Below are 24086 nucleotides of genomic sequence, written 5' to 3' on the forward strand. Positions count from 1 at the left end.
CAATTTTTTTAACGTTATCAGTCTTTCACCGTCAAGGCACTGAATGCGTCGCGAACGGTGCGCACCGGCACAATATCCAACTCTTTTTTTAGTTCCTTGGACAGGGATTTGTAATTATGGAATGGGATCACACAGCGCTGGAAGCCCAGGCGACCGGCCTCCTGCACGCGCTGTTCGCAATGGCTGACAGCGCGAATTTCGCCTGCCAAACCGATCTCGCCAAAGGCCAGCACCTTGTCGCCGATCACCGCGTCCTTCAGCGAGGACACCAGCGCCATTGCCACAGACAGATCCGCCGCCGGCTCGTCCAACCGCAGACCGCTGACCACATTGATATAAGCATCCATGGTGTTGAAAAAAAAGCCCGCCCGCTTTTCCAATACCGCAATGAGCATTGCCATACGGTTAAAATCAAAGCCGGTACTCATACGCCGGGGCGTGCCGAAGCCGGTTGCTGTTACCAATCCCTGTACCTCAGCCAAAATGGGGCGAGAGCCTTCCATGACACAGGCCACACAGGTGCCGCTGGTGTTCTTAGGACGACCGGAGAGCATCATCAACGAGGGATTTTCCACTTCCAAAAGCCCCTCTTGGGTCATCTCAAACACACCGATCTCATTGGTGGAGCCGAAGCGGTTCTTCACCCCACGGAGAATACGGTAAGAGTAGTTCCGCTCGCCCTCAAAGTACAGCACCGTATCCACAATGTGCTCCAGCACCTTAGGTCCGGCAATGGCGCCGTCCTTGTTCACATGGCCTACTACAAAAATAGGGATACCGTAGGTTTTGGCTGTGTGCATAAAAATATTGGTGCACTCCCGCACCTGGGTCACGGATCCGGCAGAAGAAGTCACCTGATCGTACACCATGGTTTGAATGGAGTCAATGATCACAATATCCGGCTTTTCGCTGCGAATGGTCTCGGCAATACTGCCCACATCCGTCTCTGCCAAAATGTATAGACTGTCCGTAGTCACACCCAGCCGATTGGCACGCAGCTTGATCTGATTGGCAGACTCCTCGCCACTCACATAGAGAATGGTATGGTGCTGTCCCAAGTGCTGACAGGCTTGCAGCAAAATGGTAGATTTACCGATACCCGGATCGCCACCTAAGAGCACCAGACTGCCCTCTACGATACCGCCGCCCAGCACCCGGTCAAACTCATGAATGCCGGTGGAAATACGCCGCTCCACGTCTTCCGTAATTTCCGACAAACGTTTTAACGGTCGCGAGACATAACCGCCGCTGCTGCGCTTGGTGCCTGTGGATTTGACCGCCGGGGTCTCCTCGTTCATGGTGTTCCACTCGCCACAGCCAGGGCACTTGCCGTACCACTTGCCGCTCTCGTAGCCGCATTCGCTGCAAATATACATACTCCTCTGTTTTGCCATTACGGTAACTCCCCTGTTTTCATGGTGTCGCTAAGCCCAGCCAAAATGCAAAAGGCCACGCGGCGCCGATAAACATCCTGTTTTAACTGATTATTTTCTTTTACATTGCTCATAAAGCCGCACTCCACCATCACGGAGGGCGCTTTGGCTTTATAAAGCAGATAATAGCTGTCGTCCGACGGCTTGTTCTCCCGACGATTCCCCGGCTGCAAGTGCTGCTTGTCATAAGCTAAAATATTAGCAGCCAGTGCCTTGCTCAACGGATCGTTCACCGTGTACCAGATCTGCATCCCCCACTGGGAGGTATCGGCAAAATGGTTTTGATGAATAGAAACCAGCACTGCGTTATCCACGCTGTTAATATAGTCAAAACGGTTATACAAATCTGAGCGTTTTTTGTCGTCTCCGGCCTTGTAGACCAGGTAGTCCCCGGTGCGGGTCATAGAGGCGGGTATGCCGCTGATCACCGCAAAAGCATACAAATCCCGGGCAATGGCCAGGTTGATCTCTTTCTCCGCCGTGCCGTCCGCCGCCACCGTGCCCACATCCATGCCGCCGTGGCCCGGGTCGATGACCAAATTGTAGCGCGCCTTGGGGTACTGCACCGCCGAGGGCACAGACTGCCGCAACAGCACTTGCAGAGACAGGCAGGTCACAAACACAAACGCCACGCACAGCGCAGCGGGAAAAACACGCTTCACAAAAATCACCCGTACATACTATGCGGGTACGTCCTTGCTTATTATTATAACCGCCCGGCGTGCCCGGCGCAAGTACAGGTTGCATTTTAAGACAGACTGGGTTATAATTTGGACAGAAAGGCGTGATTTTATGAAAATTGTAAATTTAGACGGCTATACCACCAACCCCGGCGACCAAAGCTGGGACTGGATGGGCAACTATGGCGACTATAAGGTCTATGACCGTACAACGGCTGACCAAGTGGTAGAACGCGCCAAAGGTGCAAATTTGCTGATTATCAACAAAACCGTCCTTGACCGTGCAACACTGGAAGCATTGCGCCCGGAGCTGGAATACATTGGGCTGCAATCCACCGGCTACAATGTGGTGGACTGTGCGGCAGCCAAGGAACTGGGTATTACCGTGTGCAACATTCCCGCTTACTCCACCAATGCGGTGGCGCAGCTGGTGTTTGCTTTTATCCTGTCCTTTACCAACCAGGTTGCAGTGCATACACAGGCGGTAGAAAACGGTGAATGGTGCCGTTGCCCGGACTTTTGTTTTTGGAAAACACCGCTGATGGAATTAGACGGCAAAACCTTGGGTATCTTTGGGTTTGGCGCCATCGGGCACAGAGTGGCGCAGATTGCAGAAACATTCGGTATGCAAGTGCTGGTGTGCACCCCACACGAAAAGCCCCTGGACGGACTGCACAGCACCCGATTTGCAGATGCGGATACGGTGCTGGCAAACAGCGACATCATCACTTGCCACTGTCCCCTGACACCGGACACCCAGGGTATGATGAACGCGGCGGCCTTTGACAAGATGAAAGACGGCGCGATCTTTATCAACACCAGCCGCGGACCGGTGGTGGACGAGCAAGCGCTGGCAAACGCCCTAAACAGCGGCAAGCTGGCAGGCGCCGGGCTGGATGTGCTCTCTACCGAGCCGCCGGCAACAGACAACCCCCTGCTGCACGCAAAAAATTGCCGCATTACCCCCCATATCGCCTGGGCAGCCTATGAGACCCGCGCCAGACTGCTTGGCATTCTGCAAGCGAATATTGCCGCTTACTTAGACGGCAAACCGCAGAATGTCGTGAACGGCTAAACCCGGTATCGAACAAAAACAACACCCTCGACCAAATGGTCGAGGGTGTTTTCTATGCTTAAATTAGAACTCCGTGCCGGGATTTTCCTTATCCGGGTCCGTGGTGCTCTGGCTCAGTGCTGTTTGGGCGGTGAACCACTCTACATCTAAAGTCGGAGTATCGTATGCTTTCATTCTATTGTCCTCCTTCTTTAGTTAACTGCGGAAACAACGCCGTTTACGCACTGATAAATATCACCATAAACCACAAAGGGTACCTGGGTGTTCATACGGGAAGTACGGTAGCTCACATACATACGCATATAATGGCTGCCCGTATCGCTGCCCTTCTTGGTCATGGTAAAGGTGCCGGAATTGGGACTGTCTGTCCAGTTGGCAACATTGCGGGACACAACCGTTGTCGCACCGTCGCCGCCCTTCACAAGAGTGTCCTTTCCATTCTTAGTGGCGGAGTAAATCACACCCACCTCCAAGACGGTCACATCTGCACCGGCAGAATAATCACAGGACATGGTAAACTTTTTGTCTGCAAAGAAGCCTACGCCATTCAAAGCCGGCGTGCCGCTCTCTGCCTGCTCCTGCAAATTTTTGGGCAGATCATTTAAGCTGGCGTATGCCGAGTAAGTGGTATCCGTATTGGCGCTGAACAGGGTAACATTCTGCCCGTAGGAAGCCAAAGTCTCCACACCGTTTACGGTACGGGTCCAGTACACTGCGTTGTCAGAGGTCAGCTCTAAGGGTTTGTTGATACCCGGTGCGGTGTACTGGGTAGCGCCGTTAATCAAGGCGTTGGCAGCCGTGCCGCTGTTGCTGACGGTGTAGTTCACATCCACGCCGGTGCGTGTACCTTTCTGCACAATCTGCGCAACCTGACCCGCCGGAACCTGATGGGTGCCTTCGCTCCAAGTCCAACCGGTAAAGGTGTACTTGGGGGAATCCTTGGCGGTAATCACTGTATCGCCCACCGTTACGGTGTTGCCCTTTACAGTTACACTGGTGGCGCCCTCAAATGCGCCCAAAATTGTGCCAAAGTAGTCGGCAACAATCACATTGGGTCTGGTGGCAGTGGTCACCGTAATGGTGGTATCCTGCTGAACCAGCAGCGACAACTGATAATTGCACTTGGCAAGGTCAATCTTTGTATCGCCGTTTGCCGTATGCACAACGCAAACGGTATCCTGAGACTTGTAAGCAGAGAAATCCAAATGGGCAATGGTGCCGTAGTAATACAGCGTTTTACCCTCTTTCGTTTCAAAGGCATTGCCGTTGACGGTGCAGGCAACGGTAAAGGTGCGGCCGCTTTCGGAGGATTCGCCTACATTCATATTACTCAGCAAATCCGTAGTAAAGCCGTCTACCGTACCCTGCTGGGCAGCAGGTACATTCACATAATCCTTGCCGTTGTAGGCTTTATAAATGGTACCGTTGCCGTTGGTTACCGTATTGGTAATGGCGGTACCGCCGTCCGGGAACGCGGTGCGGTCGATGGTGGCGCTGATGCTGCGGGCAGATTCATAGGCGCTGGCGTCTGCGGCAACCACAAGGCCGGAGTTTTTCAGCTGGGTTGCGGTTTCGTCAATTTGGGTTTGGGTGGTCTTTTCCGCAGAATCGGGACCTACGGTAAAGCCTGCCACATTATTTCTGCCCTTTTCCGGATACTGCGCCAGCAAATCCGTACCGGCTTTATAGGCATTCTTAAAGTTCTGCCAGCTGTCCACCGTGTACTTATTCTGGTCTGTATCGGTTACATTGCCGGCAAAGCCCTTGTCATAAGCCGCCTTGTTCTGCTCTACCACCTTTTCCAGCTCCGTAAAGTCTGCACGCTTGGTCAGGCCGGTATAAGTAGAATCCAAAACCGTACCCACATCCTGGGTGGTCTCGTCTGTGGTCAGCAGGGTGTAATTGTTCAGGTATGCCTCTGTGTTCAGCAGCGCAGTGGTGTACTTGTCCCAAGTCTCCTTGGTGTAGTCCGTGGACACACGCACCTTGCTCACCGCTTCATTATATGGCGTGCGTTCGTTGCTCTTGTTGCAGACCTTTACACGTAGGGTCAAACCCAGGTTTAAATAGTTCTTAACAGTATTTGAAATCAGGCCGGATTTCTTAGTATTCGTGCAATAAGACTGAGTCTCAGCCAACACAGACTGCTCTTCCTGCTGATTAGGCTGCACGGAAGATGTGCCGGTTATGGTCTGATACTGTTTAACACCGGCACCCATGGTGTAATTGTCAAAGTAAATACGATCGGCAGAGAAGCCGGTACCGGTCACATAGTTCAGAGAATCTGCAGACGGGAAAGAAACCGTGCTGCTGTCTGTACGGGAACCGCTACTCTTCATAGGCACATAGGCCAGCTTAAAGGAATAACTGGTGCCGTCTGCATTATTCCGGGTAATACCTGCATTTGAATCACTACTCATATCATAATAGTAGTACGCAGATACCATTGAGTTGTCTTTCACTTTAAGACAATTATCTCCACTGGCTTTCTTGTAGTTGTCAGACAGACCGGCAATTTTATCACCGGCACTAGTAGAATACAAATTTCCGCGGGCTGATCCCCAGCTATCTTCAAAAGTTAAAGCATTCGCATCTTCGATATTATACGCATTTTCGATACCCATTGTGCCGGTGTAATTTTTTCTGTCAGTATTACCATAAGAATCCTCTGCCACATATATAGCGCCTAAAGCAGAAGACGCAACGACTACATTTGTGTACAAATTCTGTGTACCAACAGAGTGCCCCGCTACCGGGTTAGAAGCCACATACAGCTTATCCGTCTGGGTCCAAATATTGCCGTCCGTATCCGTCAGATTGGTCTCAATGGTGACCGTTTCGCCTTTGTTATAATTTGCATACTCGGCAGTATCTGCAATATGCAAAGTGCCGCTGAGCTTACCGTGCGCATAGTTAATATTCGCAGCGGAATCCTCCACACACTTTATGCCGGTAATGGTATAACGACTGTCATTAACCGTATAATGGGTCTCTTTTTCGCCGGCCTGGGAACCGTCGGAAATCAAAGAGCCGCAATACATATACGGCTGCCCCTTACGGGAAGCATCACCGTGGGTATAAATCACCGGGTCATACTTAACCACACCGGTCACAGCCAAGTCGCCGTCCACAACCGTTATATTATAAGTATTCAGCCCTGCCTGTACCACAGCATTACCTACTGCGTTGGCGGTAACAGTAACATTGTAACCGTCAATGGTGCTGCCGCCGTTTGCCTTTAAGCAATGGGCATACATATTCGTTGTAGAGGTAGAGGGATTCAGCAGGAAATAGCCGTCCGTACCGTGATAGACAATCAAATATTCCTCGCCGTCATCCACAGTATTCACTTGAATGTAGCCGGGCAACTCCGTGCTGCCGGTCTCGCCGGTGCGGATTCTGCGATACAGCTGGAAGGTGGTGGCTTTCAGCACTTCTTCCTCTGTTTTGGTATCCTTATCTTTACCCTCAAAATCCCAACGCTCAAAGTGGTTCACCACATTGCCCTTGGAATCTTTTTCCATAAAATACAGGCCGTAATGACCGTCCTGCAACAGCTGGAAGCCGCCGTCTACTGCACGCAATGTAACATTGGCAGCTGTAGACGCACCGGGATAGCCGGCCTTACCGTTTGTACCCACACTTAAGTACATACCTGCGTGGGCAATGGTGTACTCTGTACCGGTAGAGGTAAAGGTGTACAAAGCACGCTTTACAGAAACGGAATCGCCGCTGTAATTGGCGTCCGTTGCCTTATTGGCAGTGGCACCGGGTTCTTCCTTCGCAGCAGACAAAGACACAACATCGCTTGCAGAGTTATTCACATTCTGCTCGGAGAAGGTTAAGGTCTTCTTCTGACCCACATTCATCTGAATATCCGTTGTGGTTGGAACATCCGCATCCATACCGGTGAGGGATTGGATATCAAAAACTTTATAGGTAAAGTCACAGGCGTCCGTCTCGTACAAATCTGCCACGCGGCCGTCTTTCAGCACCGTCAAGCAGGAGTAGGCAAACATGGCGCCCTCTGCGGTAATGGTCTTTTTGGCATATTCGGTAGAAACAGTATTGTCGTCATTCAGCAGCAAGGTGAAGATGGCACCGGTTTTACGACCCTCTGTTGAGGAGGGAGAAGAAACCAAGATGGCACGCTTGCCGTCAATCAAATAGGGATACATAATGGCAGACAGCTGGCAGTTACCCCAAATGTCAATACCAGTATCTACCACATCGCCCCATCTGTACAGAGAGCCGGTCCAAGTGGCGTCGCAGTACATAATCTTTTTCTTACCGTTACGGTAGAAGCAGCGTACTACGCCGTTACCTAAATCTACAAGCTGCGCCTCACTGGACCAACCGCTGCCGCCAAAAGAGGACGTGCTGGTAAAGTTCGCCGTACGGCTCCAAGTCTTGCCATGGTCTTTACTGTAAATAAAGCTGGTTGCCTGAGAAGCGTCGCCGGAGCCCCAAGCATTGTCGCCGTAAACATAAACCGGCATACAAATGGTGCCGTCATCCGTGACAACGGCACGGCCGGGACCAGCGCCCAAGAACTTCTCGCCGCTCTTTCTGGCATTTACCAGAGAGGGCGCGCTCCAGGTTTTGCCGCCGTCCGTGGAAGTACGGAAAAACAGGTACTGGCACTTCTTGACCTGGAACTCACAGTTAGAATACCAAACGCAGCCAACATAAGCGTCATGCTTAAACAGCTCAAACTCGCCATTCACCTTATAGCCGCTGACAACCGTGCTGTCGCTGGTTCTGTAAATGCTGGCATAGCCGTCGGCACCTACCGCGCCCACATAATAGTCATAGTCGCCGCCGTTACGAGCAAGCAGCAGACGACCCTGACTGTCCAAACCGGTGTCCTTAGAAGGCTGTGCGTTCGCAGAAGTGCCGTTAATAGCAACACCGGAAGCAAAGAAGGTAGACAGCATATACAGGGTCTTGCCGTCAGTTGCAATATTGCTGTCGCAATAACTGGTAGATGCCTTGTTAAACTCATTGCCGTTATCGCCGTAATAGCCGGCCCATGTGTAAGACCAAGTGTCGCCGTTATCCGTAGAACGCGCGGTGATCACATCGTTACCGCCGCCGTCCATACCGCCGTCCCAACGGGCGTCAGCAGCTGCAACGACAGTACCGTCATCCAGGGTAACCATACTGGGAATACGGTACCAATGAGACGGATTATCGCTGACAAAGGGACGACCCTGAGTCGTACCGTCTGCCGGCTTACTTGCCTCGCTGCTGCCGGCTGCCATCGCGGTGGTCACCGGAAATGCGGTAAGCACCATGAGAATGGCCATCAGCACAGCTGTCCATTTTTTTGCCATAAAGATTCACGCTCCATTTTGTGCAGCGCACCTGCGCCGCAGGATATAAAAGTAGGAGAAATGGGCATAATTCACCCACTCCTCCTTTTTCCATTGGGTATTATATATTTTAATAAATGGAATGTCAACTCATTTTTACAAAATACAAGCTTTTTTTGAACGAATAGACATTTAATGAAACAGTGGTGATTAAAACATGTCGGCCGCAAGAGAATTCTGTAATTCAAACATCATTTTAACCACAAAAAAAGCACCCAATCGGGTGCTTTTTTGATGCCTTTATGATTCCGCATTATCCCATTCCGTCAACAGCTCGATGGACTGAATTTTGCCGTGAAACGGCTCCAAGCGGTTATAATTGCCGTTGACCTCTGCGGGGATCTTGGTGCGGTCCACATAGAACTCCACCACATCCTTATTTTTCTTGGCGTACTGGTGCTTTTTGTCCGTATGGCGGTTGGATTTGGTATCACACAAAATGATCTTAAAGGTTTTGCCGGTGTCCAGGGTGACCTTATATTTGGTGCCCTTGGTGGTGCCGTAAAAGGTGCCCAGGGCGGCGCAATAATATTCCCCTACCATACGAATACCGGTGGTCTCGTCAGTGGTGGTCTTATAGGTTACGCCCCGGTAGGTGCCGGAATTCAGCACCGCATAGGCAGGCGATGTTTTATCTGTTACCGCATCATAATAAGCGTAGGTTTTACAGGCGCCGGAGACTTTCGGCAGCTTCAGGGTCTTGGTGGTTTTCACCGTCACCGGATCGGAAAAGCGGCTTTTGGTCTTGGCTTCTCTGTTTTCCACCACGCCGCGAATCTTGTAAGAATACACGGTCTTGGGCGACACATCTATATCGGTAAAAGTGCGCTTTTTGCCGCTGATTTTGGCGATTTTTTTGTACTTGCCGTTCTTCTCCGCACGGTACAGTTCGTAGTAGGCAGGAGAATGCTTGGTGCTCCATTTCAGGGTCACCTCGGTGGCGCCCAGCACGGATAACGCCATTTTACTGGCAGAGGGTCGGGTATAAAAATCCGTCTCCCCCACGGTGCTCTCCTGGAGACCGTCGCTGCCGGGCACAGTGATCTTGAATTTATAGAACATGGCCGGGGTCAGGTCCGTCAATTCCACCATATTTACCCGCACCTGCGTACGCAGGCTCCAGCTTTTGAGAATGTAATCATACTGGTACACATTATAGATGGCAAAGGGACTGCCGCTGTCCCAGGACAGGGTGGCATGCTTGCCGGTCAGGTCGGTGACCTTGATTTTGGCGTGTACCGCGTTCGTCTGCTGCTCGGTGTTCATAATGTTCACCGGCAAGGCAGGACCGGGCGCAATCTGGGTCTGCGCCGTAGCAGCGGCAACAGGCGAAGCCAATGCCGGCGCGGCGCTGCACAGGATCAGGCAAGCGCTAACGGCAGCCGCAGCTAATTTCTTTTTCTGAATAGAAATAAAAGTTCCCCCTTTGAGTGATTACTCAAACGGATAACATTATACGCCATTTGAAGAAAAAATGCAAGTTTGGCAAAATCGGAGGGTCACAACCACACCAAATTCGGCGACCCTAACAGTGTGACCAAGCCCCCGCCCCATGAAAGAAAATAACGGCTCCCCTTGCACACAAGAGGAGCCGAAAAGCAGTGATATTATTTGCCAAAGAAGAACACAGAGGAAGCGATCAAATACTGTCCGGCGTAGTAGGTAAAGTGGTTCAGGAACAGCCAAATGCTACCGTCAAACCCGCGACCGAAATAGGTATTGCTGAGAATCGCGTCCGAAATGGTAAAGAGCGTTGCGCCGATGGCCATTAGGATCATGGACTTTTCGCCGGTAGTAAAAGCGGCGAAAATAGCGGTGACATTGGTCATGATCAAAAAGCACACATAAAAGAATACAATGCGGCGATACTTGCCAAAATGCACCCGCATTATGTTGGCTGTGGCAATTTGAACCACGCCAACGACAACGGCAATACCTGCGCTGATCAGGACCTTCCACCAATCCAGCTTGGTAAAATGGATCAAGGCCGCGGTATAAAACACATGACCGATCAGAAAGAAGATAAAGCCGCCTTTTAGATAATTATTGGCGTCCTTTTTGTAAACCCCTTTCAAATCCAACAGAATGTCGCCCACAAGTCCCAAGGCACCGCCCATAATGATCAGCGAGCCATACTGGGCAGCATTGGTGTAATTCTCGATCACAGCAAACACCGCCGACAGCATAAAGAACAGACTGGACACGGATTTGAAAATCAGGTTTCGAACAGAGTTCCCCCCGGAGCGGACAAAGACGAAGGCCAACGAAACGGCCACGCCGATGCCCATAGCAATGTAATAAGTCATTATGAATCCCCCTTATTGATTTGACAACTTACGCATTTGCTTGGCTTTCCTCCAGTATAGCACAATTAGGGGTAGGTCTGCAAGTAGCCAGGCCACAGGACCGGCAAAACAGACAGCTTTGAACCCAAACAGCGGTGTGAAAAGATACGAAACGGCAATTCTGCCTATTAGCTCTCCGGCGCCTGCCACTGCATTTGCGTAGGTACAGCCCAGCCCCTGCAGGGTATTACGCAGCACAAACAGTACGCTGACCAAGCTGTAACACAGGGAGATGGCAAACAGGTATTCTTTTGCAGCGTACACAATTTGGCTGTTATAATCCGTCATAAACAGACCCACGATCTGCTCTCCACCGAAAAAGAGTACCAGGGAGCAGAGAACAGACAACCCCAGATCCACCACAAACACCTTGCGCACGGTGGTGAGAATTCGCCGATACTGCCCGGCACCGTAATTCTGGGCCACAAAGGTAGACGCAGCCACCGCCAGGTTGCTCATAGGAATATTGGTGATGCTTTCCGCACGACCGGCGGCAGTAAACGCCGCCACCACATTGGCGCCAAAGCCGTTCACAGCACTTTGCAAAATCATAGAGCCGATACTGGTAATGGTAAACTGCAAGGACACCGGAATGCCCAGCGCCAGCTGGCGGCGGGTACGCTTAGCAGTAGGTACCAGCATACGCGCTTTCAGCTGCAAAACCGGTATGCCCCGGAACACATAAATCCCGGCAGACACAGCTGCCACGATTTGAGAGATCAAAGTTGCCCAAGCGGCGCCTGCCACGCCCCAACCGAAATGCGCCACAAAAAGCAGGTCCAGCACCAGATTAACAGCCACGCTGATCAGCAAAAACAACAGGGGCTTTTTGCTGTCCCCAACGCTGCGGGCAATACCGGTAAACACATTGTAAAGCAGCTGTGCCGGCACACCCAGATACATAATTGCCGCGTACTGCACAGACAGGTCATAGATCTCTTTCGGGGTATGGATCCACCCCAGCATCGGGTGCAGAACCAGCAGCGCCAGCGCGGAAAACAGCACACCTGTAATCAGCGACAAACCGATACCGTTACCGGCCTGGCGATTGGTTTCCTCTTGATCCCCGGCACCAAAGCACTGCGCCACCGGTATGGTAAAGCCGGCGGTTAGTCCGAATGCAGCGCCGATGGCAAAACTGTTGATGGGCGCAATATTGCCCACGGCGGCCAGCGCGTTTGTAGACACATAGCGCCCAACAATAATATTATCCACCATATTATAGGTGTATTGCAAAAGGGAGCTGAGCATAATCGGCAGCGAAAACAGAACGATCTGCTTCATCGGTCTGCCGTGTATAAAATCAGTGGTCATCTTCTACCTCAAAAAATTGGCGATAAGCCGTAGGCAGCGCATAGTCCCGCCGCACTTCCTCCAGCGGCACCCAGGTGTAACGCCCGGCGGTCTCTCGCACGGTCATATAATAGCAGCGCATATCCCAGTGAATATGCGTAAAAACATGGTTTGCATGTACGATCTTTTGCAATTCCAGCGGCTCCAAACCAACATTTTGCAAGTAAGCAATGGCGGACCCCTCGTTCAAAAAATCGTCTGTATCGGGCAACTGCCACAGACCGGACAGCAGCCCCTTATCGCCTCGTTTGGAAAGGGCCACTCTGTCCCCGCAGGTCAAAAAAAACACCGTACGGTTTTGGTGCCGCTTTGCCCGCTTAGGCAACTTTACCGGAAAATCCGTCTGGCTACCGGAAGTATTGGCGGCACACACATCGCCTAAGGGACAAACCGAACACTTCGGCGATTTTGGCGTACAAACGCAGGCGCCCAATTCCATCAGCGCTTGCGTGAAAGTACCGCAAGCCCCTGCCGGATACACCTGCTCCAGATCTGCTTTGATCCGGGCTTTTGTGGTCTGCAAGTCAATGGGAGCCGCATTTTCCGTAAAACGGGTAATCACCCGCAGCACATTGCCGTCTACCGCCGCCACCGGGCAATCAAAGCAGATGGACGCCACCGCTCCGGCGGTATACGGCCCAATTCCCGGCAGCGCCAGCCAGCCGTCATAATCCGTAGGAAATGCACCGTGCAGGTCATTGACGATCACCCGGGCGCACTTTTGCAGATTACGGGCGCGATTATAATACCCTAGACCTTCCCACAATTTGAGCAGTTTGTCTTCCTCTGCGGCAGCCAAATCCTCCACCGTAGGCAAAGCGGCAAGAAAACGCAAATAATAGTTCCAAACCGCCTCTACCCGGGTTTGTTGCAGCATAATTTCCGACAGCCACACATGGTACGGCCGGCGGTCCTGCCGCCAAGGCAGCGGGCGGGCGTTCTGAGCAAACCAGGGCAGCAGCCGGGCAGGCAATATAGACAATGGGTTCTGCAAGCAGACACCCCCTTTTTGATCTTTGCAAGTAGTATAGCACACCCCCGACCTTACGGCAAGGCAAAAAAGCAACTTGTACCACTTGGAAATTGCAGCCGTTTATGGTATAGTGGAAGCAGAAAGGCAGGTAACCGGGATGGCTAAGCGGATCGGCAGCGTAGATATACTCAAGGCACTGGGCATTTGCTCGGTGATCCTGTACCATACGGAAGCACTGCCAACCGTGGTGAACGGCTGGATCGGATCCTACTTTATGCCGCTGTTTTTCTTTGCCTCCGGGCTGACTTTCAGCGCCAAACAGCCTAAATTCGGTGCTTTTCTAAAGAAGAAATGCGTCTATCTGCTTCTGCCCTATTTGCTGTATTTGGTGTGCTGCGCTGCTGTAGGCGTGGCCAAGCAAGTGATAAGAGGCGTTGCATTTCCGGTCAAATCGTTCTTGCTGGGCGCTGTCAGCGGACTGCCGAATATGAATGAATACACCGGCAGAGCTTGGTTTATCTACTGCTTTTTTGTGGCGGAGATCCTGTTCTACTTCTTGCTGAAATGGACAAAAGGCAAGCGCACGCCGCTGTTTCTGGCTGCGCTGATTTTTCTGCTTGCCGGATATACCTATGCGCACTTTTTCCGTGACTCCGCCGCGATGTTTTGGCGCTACACAGACGGCATGGTGGCTGTGTTTTTTATGGCCGTAGGGTATTTGCTGCGAGAAAGTGTGTTAAAATTAAAAGCCCCCGGTTTACTATTCATCGTGCCATCCGTTGGCTTTGGGTTGCTCAATCTGCACATCAACGGCCACGGGCTGGTGATGGCATATTCTTACTATGGCGAGCTGGTGCCCATGGTGGCGAGTGCGCTTAGCGGCTGTCTGTTCTTTGCGGCATTGTCAAACTGCCTGCAAAGCCGCTATTTGGAGTATTTGGGGCGGAACACACTGTTTATTTATCTTTTTCACTTCTTCCTCTGGGCATACCCCCTGCCCCGTTTGCTGGGCAAAGTGATGACCGTGGGCACCACGGCATATAATTGGCTGTACGCCTTGCTGCTCTTTGTGGAGGTGCTGGTCATCTTTAGCCTTTTGATTCCTGTTTATAATCGGATCATGCAGCCCTTGCAGCGCCGCCTGTTAGGCAAAAAGAATGAAAAATAGCGCAAATTCTCTATTGACACGCCCTGCCAATTCTGCTACACTATGAGTGTTGATATTCCTCAATAGCTCAGTTGGTAGAGCATGCGGCTGTTAACCGCAGGGTCGTTGGTTCGAGTCCAACTTGGGGAGCCAAAGAAAAGCCGATACGCTTCTGCGTATCGGCTTTTCTTTCACTATTTATTGACTCGAACCAACGACAAGCTGCTCCAAATTTGGCGAAGACAAATTTGGAAGAAACAGTCCGGTGGACATGGCGGGCGGCAGATTGCCGCCCCTACGAGGGCATTTTTGTATCCGATCGACCGTAGGGGCGGATAGTATCCGCCCGCTCTATTTGTTGGCAATGTAGGGTGCGGTGCCCACACCGCACCGCAAAAACGCCCAACAACAATCAAGGCACCACAGTATAATAACCCCAAAATTTGCATACACTTCTATCGGTGATTGTATGAGAAACAAAACCGGGCTGCAATGGTGCGGCTTTGCCTTTGTGAGCGTTGTGGGCACCTTGTGGCACTTTATCTACCAATGGACCGGAAACAACCGCCTGGTGGCGCTGGTGTGCCCGGTAAATGAAAGCCCCTGGGAGCATCTCAAACTTTTATGGTTTCCCTTTCTCCTGTGGTGCCTAATCAACCTGCGCAGCACCAAGGGGCAATCGGGCGCTTGGGCGCGGCACTGTGTGGGCGCCATTACCGGCATTGGAGTGATCACAGCCTTTTTCTTCACCTATAAGGGGATCATCGGCAGGGATGTTATGGCGCTGGATATTATTTCCTTTATCTTGGGCGTAGGCAACGCTTTTTGGATAGACGCTGTGCTGACACGCAACGGCAAATTGCAAGGAAAAAGCGCACAAACCGCAGGTGTTTTCCTACTCCTGGCAGTCAGTGCGCTGTTTATGTTATTTACTTTTTACCCGCCGAAAATCCCCTGGTTCTTAGACGAACAAAGCGGGATCTACGGCATTTAGCCCTCTGCCAGCCGGCGATAGATGGCAGGCAAATTTTTGCCCACATCCTCCGGACAATGCGCGTCTGATCCGGCAGAGAACTGCACGCCGCAAGCCTTGGCGACAGCCAAGAAATCCGGGTGCAGACCCGGTCCCTTGGCGCCGTTCATCTCCAGCAGCATACCCTGTGCCTTTACCTTTTGGCACAGGGTTTTATACTGCTCATTTAAGTTGAAATCCAGTGCAAATCCGAAACAGCGGATCAGGTCCGGGTGGGCCAGAATATCAAAAAGTCCGCTGTCTGCCGCCTGGTTTTGCAATTCAAAATACCGGCGGTACAAGGCGTTTACATCCCTGCCCTGCCACTGGTTCTTCCGCTGGTTAAAGGTCCAGTTGTCGATCCAGTGGACGCTGCCCAGCAGCAGGTCAAAATAGCCATCCCGGGTTACCTGTTCGATCACATCCGCGTGTTGGGGAAAATAACAGATTTCCAGCCCCAGCTTGATCTTCACCGGGTAATTCTTTGCCCGCAGTCTATCGCCGAATCGCTTGAATTCGTCCAAATGGCGGGCGGTCTGCACTTTTTCGTCAAACCAATGTCGCTGATAATCGTTGTACGCCCGCGCCTGTGCAAAGGTGGGGTGGAATTCAAAAAAGCGCACCGAGTGCTCTAACAGGCAGATCTCGCGAATTCCCAGTTTATCCGCCCGGCGGACAAACTGCTCCGCCCACTCTACGGTGTACGGACCCCGCTCCAGGTGAATGTGCCAGTCCCGCATCAAGCCTTGGCCTCACCCTCTGCCAAATACACATTGGCTTCAAAGGGCATCAGCACATCCCGGTGGTCGTGGTAGTTGGAATACAAGCGTTTGAAATCAACCGGGTCATAAGGACGATTTTGCCGCTTACCGGTCAGATTCAGCTCCACAAAGAAAGTGTTGCCGTCCAAGGTGCGCTTATAGCAAACCACATTCTTATCCTCCGGGCACAATTGGGTAAACTCGCCGTACACCAGCGCCGGATTGGCGTGGCGCAGAGCAATCAGACGCTTAAAGTCATTGAGCACGCTGTCCGGCATCTTTGCCTCATCGGCAGCGTTCACGCGCACGGCATTCTTGTTGATTCCGATCCAAGGGGTGCCGTCGGTAAACCCGGCGCCCGGCTCTGACGTCCACTGCATTGGGGTTCGGCCGTGGTCCCGAGAGCCGCCGTTAATGATCCGCAGCGCTTTCTCCGGCTTTTTGCCCTTGGCCACCAGCTTATTATAAAAATTGATGCTCTCCACATCCCGCACGTCATCCATACTGTCAAAATGGGTGTTGGTCATACCCAGTTCCTGACCCTGATAAATAAAGGGGCTGCCTTTTAAGGTCATTTCCAGCACGGCGCACAGCTTGGCGATCTCCGAGGTGTATGTATCCGTTGGGTCCACTTTAGATGTCACCCGGGGATTGTCGTGATTTTCAAACAGCAGCGTAGGCCAGCAGTGATTGGTGTACTCCACCTGCCACTTGAGTATGGTCTTTACCGCCTTGCGCAGATCATACTGGTACTCGTCAAAGCGCATATGCCCCGCATTATCCAAGTGGTCAAAGTTAAACACCATAGACAGCTCCTGGCGGGTATCTGCCGTTGTCAGTTTGGCCGTCTCAATACCTAAACCGCCGCACTCGCCAACGGTCACATATTCCTTGTCCCCGCGACCAAAGCAGTTGCGGTTCATCTCATGCAAATACTCGTGCAGGCAGGGACCGTAGAAGTAAAATTCCGCCCCGCAAAAGCCCAGCGTCTTGCCCACCACCGGGTCTCCGTCCGGCAAACTGGGCCACTTGGAGATAAAGTTGATCACATCCATACGGAAGCCGTCAATGCCCTTGTCCAGCCACCAGTTGATCATCTTATAAATATCGTGGCGTACCGCCGGATTCTCCCAATTCAGGTCCATCTGCTTTTTGGAAAAGGCGTGCATAGCCCAACTGTCCACCGCTTCATAATAATTCCAGGCAGAACCGGAGAACAGGCTTTCCCAGTTGTTAGGCGGGGTGTGGCTGCCGTCGTCCCGGCGCCAAATATAATACTGATGGTACTTATTATGCCGGTCCTGCTTGGCGGCCTCAAACCAGGGGTGCTCGTCAGAAGTATGGTTCACCACCAGGTCCATGATCAGCCGCATGCCACGCTGATGGACCTCACTAAGCAGACGGTCAAAATCCGCCATGGTGCCAAAGTCGTCCATAATATCGTAGTAGTCGGAAATATCGTAGCCATTATCGTCATTGGGGCTTTTATACATGGGGCTGCACCAAATGCAGTCCACCCCCAGGTCCTTAAGATAATCCAGCTTTTCGATAATGCCGTTAATGTCGCCGATACCGTCGCCGTTGGAATCCTTAAAAGAGCGCGGATAAATTTGGTAAAACACAGCCTCTTTCCACCACTGTGGCGTAATGGGGCTGTCGTCCGGCGCAATAATGGCGTTGCTCTCGCTGTTCAGCAGATCGCAGAACATCTGCACCGTGCTCTTTTTGATCACGCCGCCGGTAAGTGGGCTGAGTGCTTTCACTTTCAGCTTAGACAATGCGGAGCGCTCAAAATCTTCCGGCTTAAAGCCGAAGTTCAGCAGCACTTTTTCCAGCAAATCCCGACCCAGTGGATTTTGAATCACCTGGGCCAAACTGCTGTTTGGTGTAATGGTTTGCATAAATCAGTTCCCCCTTATATTACTCGCAGCGGTGCCGGTACGGCAGGCACTCTGCAAAATGACTTAATTGTGGCCGCGCTTAAAGCGTTTTTTGCCCTCCTCACGGAAGGCGTCCAGCCCGCCGGAGCGGTCATACAGACCGGCGGCCTCCAGGCAAATATCCAGTGACAGATTGATACAAGCCTCACTGATATTATCCGGCGTGTCCAGCCGGGTGTGGTAGTATGTGCGCGGGTCGTGGTTCACCCCGCAAAAGCCGGCAGCCTCCAACCCATAGCGGCTAAAGCCCTCAGCGTCAATGGCGCCGGGATATAAGTCGGTCTCTCGCATTTCAATACCGCAGTTCTCCCCGGCCTCATAAATCAGCTCGCCTACGGCGTTGGAATTCTTTTGGGTACCGGTACAGCCGCTGGTGTAGATCTGCAGCTGTTCAATCTCTCGCATGGTGTCCATGGCGATAAATACCGTTTCCACCTGCTGAAGCTCCCTCTTGTGCCGCTTGGCATAGGCCAGGGCTCCCCGCAGTCCTGCCTCTTCCGAGCCGGTGAGCAGCGCACACACCTCCGTGTGCTCAAATCGAACATCTTGCTCCGCCATCTCTCGCAGAACACCCATAGCAATAAAATCCGCACTTAAATTGTCGTTCGCACCGTCAACCACCACACGCCAGTTAATAAAAAAGAGAATGGCAACAAAAAACGGCACCAACACCAACTCCAGCACCCCCATCACCAGCCAAAAGGCCGAGGTGTAACCGCTGCCGAAAATGGCATTGCAAAGCCAAATCATGTTAAAAACAGTCACAAACAGAAGCCCACCGATAGACCCTGCCATCACCAGCGCCAGACTCTTTAGCCCGCCGTGTAGAGAATAAGTCCACTCATTGGCTGCGTCCGTATGTCCGCCAAAAATGATCCGCCGCCGGACTTCTCCGCTGGGCTTGCGCACCGCCATTACATTGCGGGAGGTTTTCTTTGGAAACAGCGGATCAATGCATTCACGATACAGCAAAAACTCCCCCACCAAACAAATTACCGCCAAAACGGTAAGCAACAGCGCAATCACCGCCAGCGCAGCACCGTGCACCGCGCCGCGAAAAGTGAGCCAGTAAAACAGAACGGAGAGCATAGCCACCACACCGGCCGCCGGGATCCAACCCATAAAGGCGTGGGGGTGCACATCAAAATTCTCTACCTGCACATCGTCCGCCCACTGCTCCAGCTCACCGGCCAGAAAAGACTGTGCTTTGCGCTCACTATGGGTACCGGGTGCCCGCTCCTTAAAATTGGCGCACACATAGCGAATACCGTCTACTATATAATTTCTCGTGCCGTCCGAGGCACCGGAAGTCAATCGCATACTTTGTTCCTCCAAGTCAGAACCTGTTTCTATTATACTACATAGGGTATCAAGATTCAACAAAAGCACCATATTTTCAAAAAATTGCAAAAAGTGCTTGACAAGTGCGTTCGTAGCGGTTATAATACAACTCGCAACACAGCCAATTGGCCCGGTAGTTCAGTTGGTTAGAACGCCAGCCTGTCACGCTGGAGGTCGACGGTTCGAACCCGTTCCGGGTCGCCAATATATGCTGATATGGCTCAGGTGGCAGAGCACGTCCTTGGTAAGGACGAGGTCACCGGTTCGAATCCGGTTATCAGCTCCAAAAAGCGTTCAACGCATTTGCGTTGAGCGTCTTTTTTTGCCTAAAACAAAAAAGGTGTGCGCAACTGCGCACACCTTTTTCTTTGTGCCTACTTGATGAAAGTCTTATTTCCCTGCTTCTCCCAAATACAAAGCCAGCCGGAGGGGCAATGCCCCCACAAATTGCCGGTGGACAGCAAACGAATATCCGTCAGGGTAACGGCGGTACCTTTCTTCAGATATGCGTCTGCTTTAGGATTAGACGCGGTAGCGTGGGCCTTGCCGTTCTCCGTCAATTTTCCCACGGTTTTTCGCCCACTGGCAGCGCCTGCGCCCTTGTAGATTCCCCGCACAGCTGTCAAATGATATGTGCCGGGTTTTACGGTGGGTGCCGTGGGCGCAGACTTGCGGTAATGTATATCCTGTGTGGAATACGCCAGGCGCACATCGCGCTTTGGGGTAAACAACCACAGGGAAAGCACATCGCCTTTCAAGTCAGCCGGGCGAACATACACCTCTCTGCCGTTTTTCACCCGCGTGTATTTGCGGCGTGCGGCAGTCAAAGTGAACTTGCCGTCATACCAATACGGGTCCAAAATAATTAAATTGCCGTTTTTGTCGATGCCTGCGGCCAGCACATAGTGCCCGCTGTTGGAAAAGAGCATTTTGCCTCCGCCGCTTACATTGATAATCGCCTTATAGCCCTGTTTCAGATGTGCCACCAGCCGGTCCATATCTGTGGTGATGGCGTAGTCCAGACCGTATTTTTCTTTCATATACCGGGCCACCACGGCCATATCCGTGCCTTCCGCCGCCCGGGCACCCATACCCAAGCAGCGATGGGTCCACTGCCGGGTATTGAACACTCGAGTGGTGGAATTGCGCAGCGCCATTAAGGAAGCACACACCCCACAACCGCTGGTATAAACGCAGCCGGAGGTGCCGTACCGATAAGGATGGGTCTTACTGGGGTACGGTATGCCCTTGCAGGCAGTGGTCGTCTGCCGGCAATAATAAAGTGCAGACATCAGTCACCCTCCTGTTCCAGGGTCTCCGCCACGCTCTCGTCCTCTGTGGCGCCCTCTCGTTGCAACACCCGCAGCACCTCATCAGCCTGGCGGGCACAGCAGGTAAAGCTGTTGTTCTTCCACCAGGCAGCCAAGGCGGCTGCCACCGTTACTAAAGCGGACAGGCCGGTATAGATCTGTTCATCTGAGAACGGCAGCGGGTTTTTACCAAAGCTGGTCAGCACCAAATTCAGCAGAGCCACCACCAGCATTACGGTACGCACAAGCGTACCGGCAGTCATATTCGTCACTTTCATTTCTATCACTCCGATCAAGTTCTTATTTTATCCTATGCACACCGGCAGAATTTGACAGAACCCTGCCGGAATGGTATGCTATGGAAAATCGATATTTTGGGGGATTTTATTCAATGCACAAGCTGCAACTGACCATGCTGCCCGGTGAATATTGGTACGGCGGCCACACCAACTACGGCTACCTAATGCCGGTCAACGCCAAGAAAGTGATGCTGGTAGACACCACGGTGGTGCGCTCATACGGCCAGGCAAACACACTCTTTGTCAGCAACAAGGGGCGGGTTATATGGTCGGAGGCCGGGTTTCAGACCCGCTTCATTTTCGGCCGCATCACCTGCACCGGCCGCAAAGCCAAGATCGGCCTGTACCAGGCAGACGACCACACCCTGCGCGGCGCTTATCACTATGCGGTGGATCACTTTATGCCGCCGGACGGCACCTACCCGGATGCGTTAATGTTCCGCATTCCCCAGTATTGCACCTGGATCCAGTTTGAACACAACCAGACCCAACAGGGCATTGTGGACTATGCCAAGTCTATTCTGGACTGCGGTATGCCTGCCGGTGAGCTGATCATTGACGACGGCTGGCAGCGTGCCTTTGGAGACTGGCGCTTTGACCCGGCAAAATTCGCAGACGCCAAAAAAATGACAGACGAACTGCACTCCTTAGGCTTCAAGGTTATTTTGTGGATCGCACCCTTTGTCAGCGATCAGGCAGCAGACTTTCAAAAGCTGAAGGACGAAAACCTGCTGGTGCTGGACAAGAACGGACGACCGGCCAAGCGGAAATGGTGGAACGGCGCCGACTATCTGCTGGATTTCTCCAACCCGGCTGCGCAGGACTGGTTCTTTGCCTGCACCCGGTATTTGACCGATAAACTGGGCATTGACGGATTTAAGCAGGACGCCGGTGACGCCATGTATTACCGGGACGATGACCGCACCTACGGGGGCGTAGACGCCAACGGTCAAAGTAAGCTGTGGGCGTTGTCTGCCCGGCACTATCGTTTTAATGAACTACGGGCCTGCTTCCAATGCGGCGGCATGGGCGTTGCCCAGCGACTGGCGGATAAAAGCCACCGCTGGAACTTCCTGGGACTGGGCGCACTGCTGCCCAATGTGCTCATTCAGGGGCTGTCCGGTTATCCTTACAGCTGCCCGGATATGATCGGCGGCGGGCAGATCACTGACTTTCGCGGCCCGGCAGAAAAGTTGGATCACGAGTTGTTTGCCCGTTATTGCGAGGCCTCTGCGCTGATGCCCATGATGCAGTACAGCCTGAACATTTGGGATCTGGGCAATCCAGAGACCCGTCGCATTTGCCGAGAAATGAGCGCCCTGCATGCCAAATACGGCGACTATATCATCGCCTGTGCCAAAGCGGCCAGCCAAACCGGAGCGCCCATGGTGCGGGCCATGGAATACGCCTATCCTCACTGCGGCTACGGCGGCATTACCGACCAATACCTGCTGGGCGACCGAATCTTAGTGGCGCCGGTACTGAAAAAGGGGCAACGCAGACGCAAGGTGCGCATACCCACCGGCAAATGGCGACTGGGCGACAAGATCTATTCAAACGAAACGGTCACCCTCCCCTGCCCGGTAGACACCCTGCTTTACTTTGAACGCATAGATTGAGCCGCCTCGGCGTGCTCCAGGTCCTCCACCCGATGGTTGAGGACCTTTATTTTTTCCTCCACCACCGGCAGCCGCTCTGCAAAGCGGTTGTGCTTGTCCACCTTATTTTCCAGCAGCCGCAACCGATAGGTCGTCAGTTTGGACGACGCGAGCACGCCTCCAAAAGAGCCGGCAATGGTACCTGCCAAGGAGATCAGCGCCACCATCACTTCCTTTTGCATATTCACCCTCCTTTGCCTAAAATTACACACTCTAAGACAGTTTAACAGAATAGAGAAAATCTGTAATTTGTCAAGCCATTGGCCCCAAAAAGGGCCATATTTTTTTGATTATAGAGCACCTTGTCTATGGAATTGAATACATAATGTATATTTATTCTTATTTTTGCATATTTATGATATTTTTTCCGTCGTTCTATTGACATTGTCTTCTATGCGTGTATAATAAATAGAAGTTAAAAAAAGGACGGACTGTATAAAAATGACAAGAATATTCATTGACGGTAAAGCCGGCACCACCGGACTGAAGATTTTTTCCCGGTTCCAGAACCGACCGGAGCTGGAGCTGATTCAAATTGACGAGGACAAGCGAAAGGACCCGGCAGAGCGAGCCAAGTGCATAAACGATTCGGACATTACCTTTCTCTGTCTCCCGGACCCGGCAGCCATTGAAGCGGCAGCACTGGTTACCAACCCTAAGGTGAAGTTGATTGACACCTCCACTGCCCACCGCACCCTGCCGGACTGGGCCTACGGCTTTCCGGAGCTGGCACCCGCCTTTCGAGAGAAGATCGTAAGCTCCAACCGTATTGCGGTGCCCGGCTGCTACGCCAGCGGGTTTAACGCTTTGGTCTATCCCCTGGTGTCCGGCGGCATTTTGCCCGCCGACTATCCCATTGTGTGCTACGCCATGAGCGGTTACAGCGGCGCAGGGAACAAAGGCATTGCCCAATATGAAGCGGCAGATCGGGATCCTGAACTGGACAGTCCCCGGCAGTACGCGCTGACCCAGCAGCACAAGCACTTAAAAGAAATGGGCGCCATCAGCCACTTGGCGCGCACGCCCATTTTTGCCCCCCATATTTGTGACTATCCCTGCGGGATGACCGTATCCGTGCCGCTGTTTGCCAACCTACTGAAAAAGCGAATGACCCCGGCAGATATGCAGGCGTTCTACGCAGAGCACTACGGCGACAGCCGAGTGGTCAAGGTACGCCCCCTGGGTTACAGCGAAAGTATGATCGGCGCCAACAATATGGCCGGTCGGGATGACATGGAAATTGAGATCAACGGCAACGACGAAAGGCTGCTACTCACTGCTCGGTTCGATAACCTGGGCAAGGGCGCATCCGGCGCTGCCATTCAGTGTATGAACATTGCCCTGGGGCTGGATGAAGTCACCGGGCTGACGATAGGAGAATAAA

At 52.4% G+C, this 24086-nt stretch carries 18 protein-coding genes and 3 tRNA genes; 8 read left to right on the forward strand and 13 right to left on the reverse strand.

Features of this window, described 5'->3' with window-relative positions:
* Nucleotides 1-17: 17 nt before the first annotated feature.
* Together radA and OGM59_04185 are read right to left on the reverse strand one after the other, a co-directional pair.
* Nucleotides 18-1394 (reverse strand): DNA repair protein RadA, encoded by a 1377-nt coding sequence (radA, locus tag OGM59_04180; GenBank protein ID UYI91664.1) that lies wholly within the window; start codon nt 1392-1394, stop codon nt 18-20.
* Nucleotides 1394-2095: an N-acetylmuramoyl-L-alanine amidase gene (locus tag OGM59_04185; GenBank protein UYI91665.1), complete on the reverse strand. Its 702-nt coding sequence runs from the start codon at nt 2093-2095 to the stop codon at nt 1394-1396. Before OGM59_04185 ends, radA begins: the two co-directional genes overlap by 1 nt.
* A gap of 130 nt (nt 2096-2225) precedes the next feature.
* On the opposite strand from OGM59_04185, the gene OGM59_04190 reads away from it, so the two are divergent.
* Nucleotides 2226-3188: a D-2-hydroxyacid dehydrogenase gene (locus OGM59_04190; protein ID UYI91666.1), complete on the forward strand. Its 963-nt coding sequence runs from the start codon at nt 2226-2228 to the stop codon at nt 3186-3188.
* A gap of 191 nt (nt 3189-3379) precedes the next feature.
* Here the strand turns inward: OGM59_04190 and OGM59_04195 are convergent, their stop codons facing one another.
* The 5 genes from OGM59_04195 to mutY all read right to left on the reverse strand — a co-directional run bounded on the left by OGM59_04195 (nt 3380) and on the right by mutY (nt 13255).
* On the reverse strand, nt 3380-8524 hold the full coding sequence (locus OGM59_04195; GenBank protein ID UYI91667.1) for a glycoside hydrolase: 5145 nt from the start codon (nt 8522-8524) through the stop codon (nt 3380-3382).
* Nucleotides 8525-8803: 279 nt separating this feature from the next.
* Nucleotides 8804-9901 carry a fibronectin type III domain-containing protein gene (locus tag OGM59_04200; GenBank protein UYI91668.1) on the reverse strand — a complete coding sequence of 366 codons (1098 nt, stop codon included), beginning with the start codon at nt 9899-9901 and terminating at the stop codon, nt 8804-8806.
* Nucleotides 9902-10170: 269 nt separating this feature from the next.
* Complete coding sequence (locus OGM59_04205) at nt 10171-10869, reverse strand: lysoplasmalogenase (GenBank protein ID UYI91669.1); 699 nt, start codon at nt 10867-10869, stop codon at nt 10171-10173.
* 12 nt (nt 10870-10881) lie between these two features.
* On the reverse strand, nt 10882-12222 hold the full coding sequence (locus tag OGM59_04210) for an MATE family efflux transporter (protein ID UYI91670.1): 1341 nt from the start codon (nt 12220-12222) through the stop codon (nt 10882-10884).
* Entirely contained in the window at nt 12212-13255 is a 1044-nt protein-coding gene (gene mutY / locus OGM59_04215; protein UYI91671.1) for an A/G-specific adenine glycosylase, read from the reverse strand. The genes OGM59_04210 and mutY overlap by 11 nt, the downstream gene beginning before the upstream one ends.
* Before the next feature lie 136 nt (nt 13256-13391).
* On the opposite strand from mutY, the gene OGM59_04220 reads away from it, so the two are divergent.
* The 3 genes from OGM59_04220 (at nt 13392) to OGM59_04230 (ending at nt 15375) form a co-directional block, all read left to right on the forward strand.
* Complete coding sequence (locus OGM59_04220; GenBank protein ID UYI91672.1) at nt 13392-14402, forward strand: acyltransferase; 1011 nt, start codon at nt 13392-13394, stop codon at nt 14400-14402.
* A 56-nt stretch (nt 14403-14458) separates the two neighbouring features.
* Nucleotides 14459-14534: transfer RNA gene (locus OGM59_04225), tRNA-Asn, on the forward strand.
* A 316-nt stretch (nt 14535-14850) separates the two neighbouring features.
* Complete coding sequence (locus OGM59_04230) at nt 14851-15375, forward strand: DUF6512 family protein (GenBank protein ID UYI91673.1); 525 nt, start codon at nt 14851-14853, stop codon at nt 15373-15375.
* Here OGM59_04230 and OGM59_04235 read toward each other — a convergent pair.
* From OGM59_04235 to OGM59_04245, 3 genes are all read right to left on the reverse strand, one after another.
* Entirely contained in the window at nt 15372-16133 is a 762-nt protein-coding gene (locus OGM59_04235; protein UYI91754.1) for a histidinol-phosphatase, read from the reverse strand. The two genes, OGM59_04230 and OGM59_04235, sit on opposite strands and share 4 nt — an antisense overlap.
* Entirely contained in the window at nt 16133-18055 is a 1923-nt protein-coding gene (locus OGM59_04240; protein ID UYI91674.1) for an alpha-glucosidase, read from the reverse strand. The genes OGM59_04235 and OGM59_04240 overlap by 1 nt, the downstream gene beginning before the upstream one ends.
* Before the next feature lie 63 nt (nt 18056-18118).
* Nucleotides 18119-19414 (reverse strand): M28 family peptidase, encoded by a 1296-nt coding sequence (locus tag OGM59_04245; protein UYI91675.1) that lies wholly within the window; start codon nt 19412-19414, stop codon nt 18119-18121.
* Between the two features lie 148 nt (nt 19415-19562).
* Here OGM59_04245 and OGM59_04250 point away from each other — a divergent pair.
* Together OGM59_04250 and OGM59_04255 are read left to right on the forward strand one after the other, a co-directional pair.
* Nucleotides 19563-19639, forward strand: a tRNA-Asp gene (locus tag OGM59_04250).
* Nucleotides 19640-19645: 6 nt separating this feature from the next.
* Nucleotides 19646-19721 (forward strand) — tRNA-Thr (locus OGM59_04255).
* An 88-nt stretch (nt 19722-19809) separates the two neighbouring features.
* Here OGM59_04255 and OGM59_04260 read toward each other — a convergent pair.
* Together OGM59_04260 and OGM59_04265 are read right to left on the reverse strand one after the other, a co-directional pair.
* On the reverse strand, nt 19810-20727 hold the full coding sequence (locus OGM59_04260; protein UYI91676.1) for a C39 family peptidase: 918 nt from the start codon (nt 20725-20727) through the stop codon (nt 19810-19812).
* The gene (locus OGM59_04265; protein UYI91677.1) at nt 20727-21023 is read right to left on the reverse strand and encodes a phage holin; all 297 of its coding nucleotides are present in this window, start codon (nt 21021-21023) and stop codon (nt 20727-20729) included. The genes OGM59_04260 and OGM59_04265 overlap by 1 nt, the downstream gene beginning before the upstream one ends.
* Before the next feature lie 113 nt (nt 21024-21136).
* Here OGM59_04265 and OGM59_04270 point away from each other — a divergent pair, with 113 nt between their 5' ends.
* A complete protein-coding gene (locus OGM59_04270) occupies nt 21137-22663 on the forward strand; it encodes a glycoside hydrolase family 31 protein (protein UYI91678.1) in 1527 nt (508 codons plus the stop codon).
* On the opposite strand, the gene OGM59_04275 is transcribed toward OGM59_04270, so the two are convergent.
* Nucleotides 22642-22884: a hypothetical protein gene (locus OGM59_04275; GenBank protein UYI91679.1), complete on the reverse strand. Its 243-nt coding sequence runs from the start codon at nt 22882-22884 to the stop codon at nt 22642-22644. The genes OGM59_04270 and OGM59_04275 overlap by 22 nt on opposite strands.
* Before the next feature lie 259 nt (nt 22885-23143).
* Between OGM59_04275 and argC the strand changes: the two genes are divergently transcribed.
* Nucleotides 23144-24085: an N-acetyl-gamma-glutamyl-phosphate reductase gene (gene argC / locus OGM59_04280; protein UYI91680.1), complete on the forward strand. Its 942-nt coding sequence runs from the start codon at nt 23144-23146 to the stop codon at nt 24083-24085.
* Nucleotide 24086: the final 1 nt, after the last annotated feature.

Source organism: Oscillospiraceae bacterium, from assembly GCA_025757685.1.
Lineage (GTDB): Bacteria > Bacillota > Clostridia > Oscillospirales > Acutalibacteraceae > CAG-217.

Bases quoted from the DNA above. Each gene is read 5' to 3' on its own strand.
- radA (UYI91664.1), bottom strand. From the start codon at position 1,394: ATGGCAAAACAGAGGAGTATGTATATTTGCAGCGAATGCGGCTACGAG.
- OGM59_04190 (UYI91666.1), top strand. From the start codon at position 2,226: ATGAAAATTGTAAATTTAGACGGCTATACCACCAACCCCGGCGACCAA.
- OGM59_04195 (UYI91667.1), bottom strand. From the start codon at position 8,524: ATGGCAAAAAAATGGACAGCTGTGCTGATGGCCATTCTCATGGTGCTT.
- OGM59_04205 (UYI91669.1), bottom strand. From the start codon at position 10,869: ATGACTTATTACATTGCTATGGGCATCGGCGTGGCCGTTTCGTTGGCC.
- OGM59_04210 (UYI91670.1), bottom strand. From the start codon at position 12,222: ATGACCACTGATTTTATACACGGCAGACCGATGAAGCAGATCGTTCTG.
- OGM59_04220 (UYI91672.1), top strand. From the start codon at position 13,392: ATGGCTAAGCGGATCGGCAGCGTAGATATACTCAAGGCACTGGGCATT.
- OGM59_04230 (UYI91673.1), top strand. From the start codon at position 14,851: ATGAGAAACAAAACCGGGCTGCAATGGTGCGGCTTTGCCTTTGTGAGC.
- OGM59_04235 (UYI91754.1), bottom strand. From the start codon at position 16,133: ATGCGGGACTGGCACATTCACCTGGAGCGGGGTCCGTACACCGTAGAG.
- OGM59_04240 (UYI91674.1), bottom strand. From the start codon at position 18,055: ATGCAAACCATTACACCAAACAGCAGTTTGGCCCAGGTGATTCAAAAT.
- OGM59_04245 (UYI91675.1), bottom strand. From the start codon at position 19,414: ATGCGATTGACTTCCGGTGCCTCGGACGGCACGAGAAATTATATAGTA.
- OGM59_04260 (UYI91676.1), bottom strand. From the start codon at position 20,727: ATGTCTGCACTTTATTATTGCCGGCAGACGACCACTGCCTGCAAGGGC.
- OGM59_04265 (UYI91677.1), bottom strand. From the start codon at position 21,023: ATGAAAGTGACGAATATGACTGCCGGTACGCTTGTGCGTACCGTAATG.
- OGM59_04270 (UYI91678.1), top strand. From the start codon at position 21,137: ATGCACAAGCTGCAACTGACCATGCTGCCCGGTGAATATTGGTACGGC.
- OGM59_04275 (UYI91679.1), bottom strand. From the start codon at position 22,884: ATGCAAAAGGAAGTGATGGTGGCGCTGATCTCCTTGGCAGGTACCATT.
- argC (UYI91680.1), top strand. From the start codon at position 23,144: ATGACAAGAATATTCATTGACGGTAAAGCCGGCACCACCGGACTGAAG.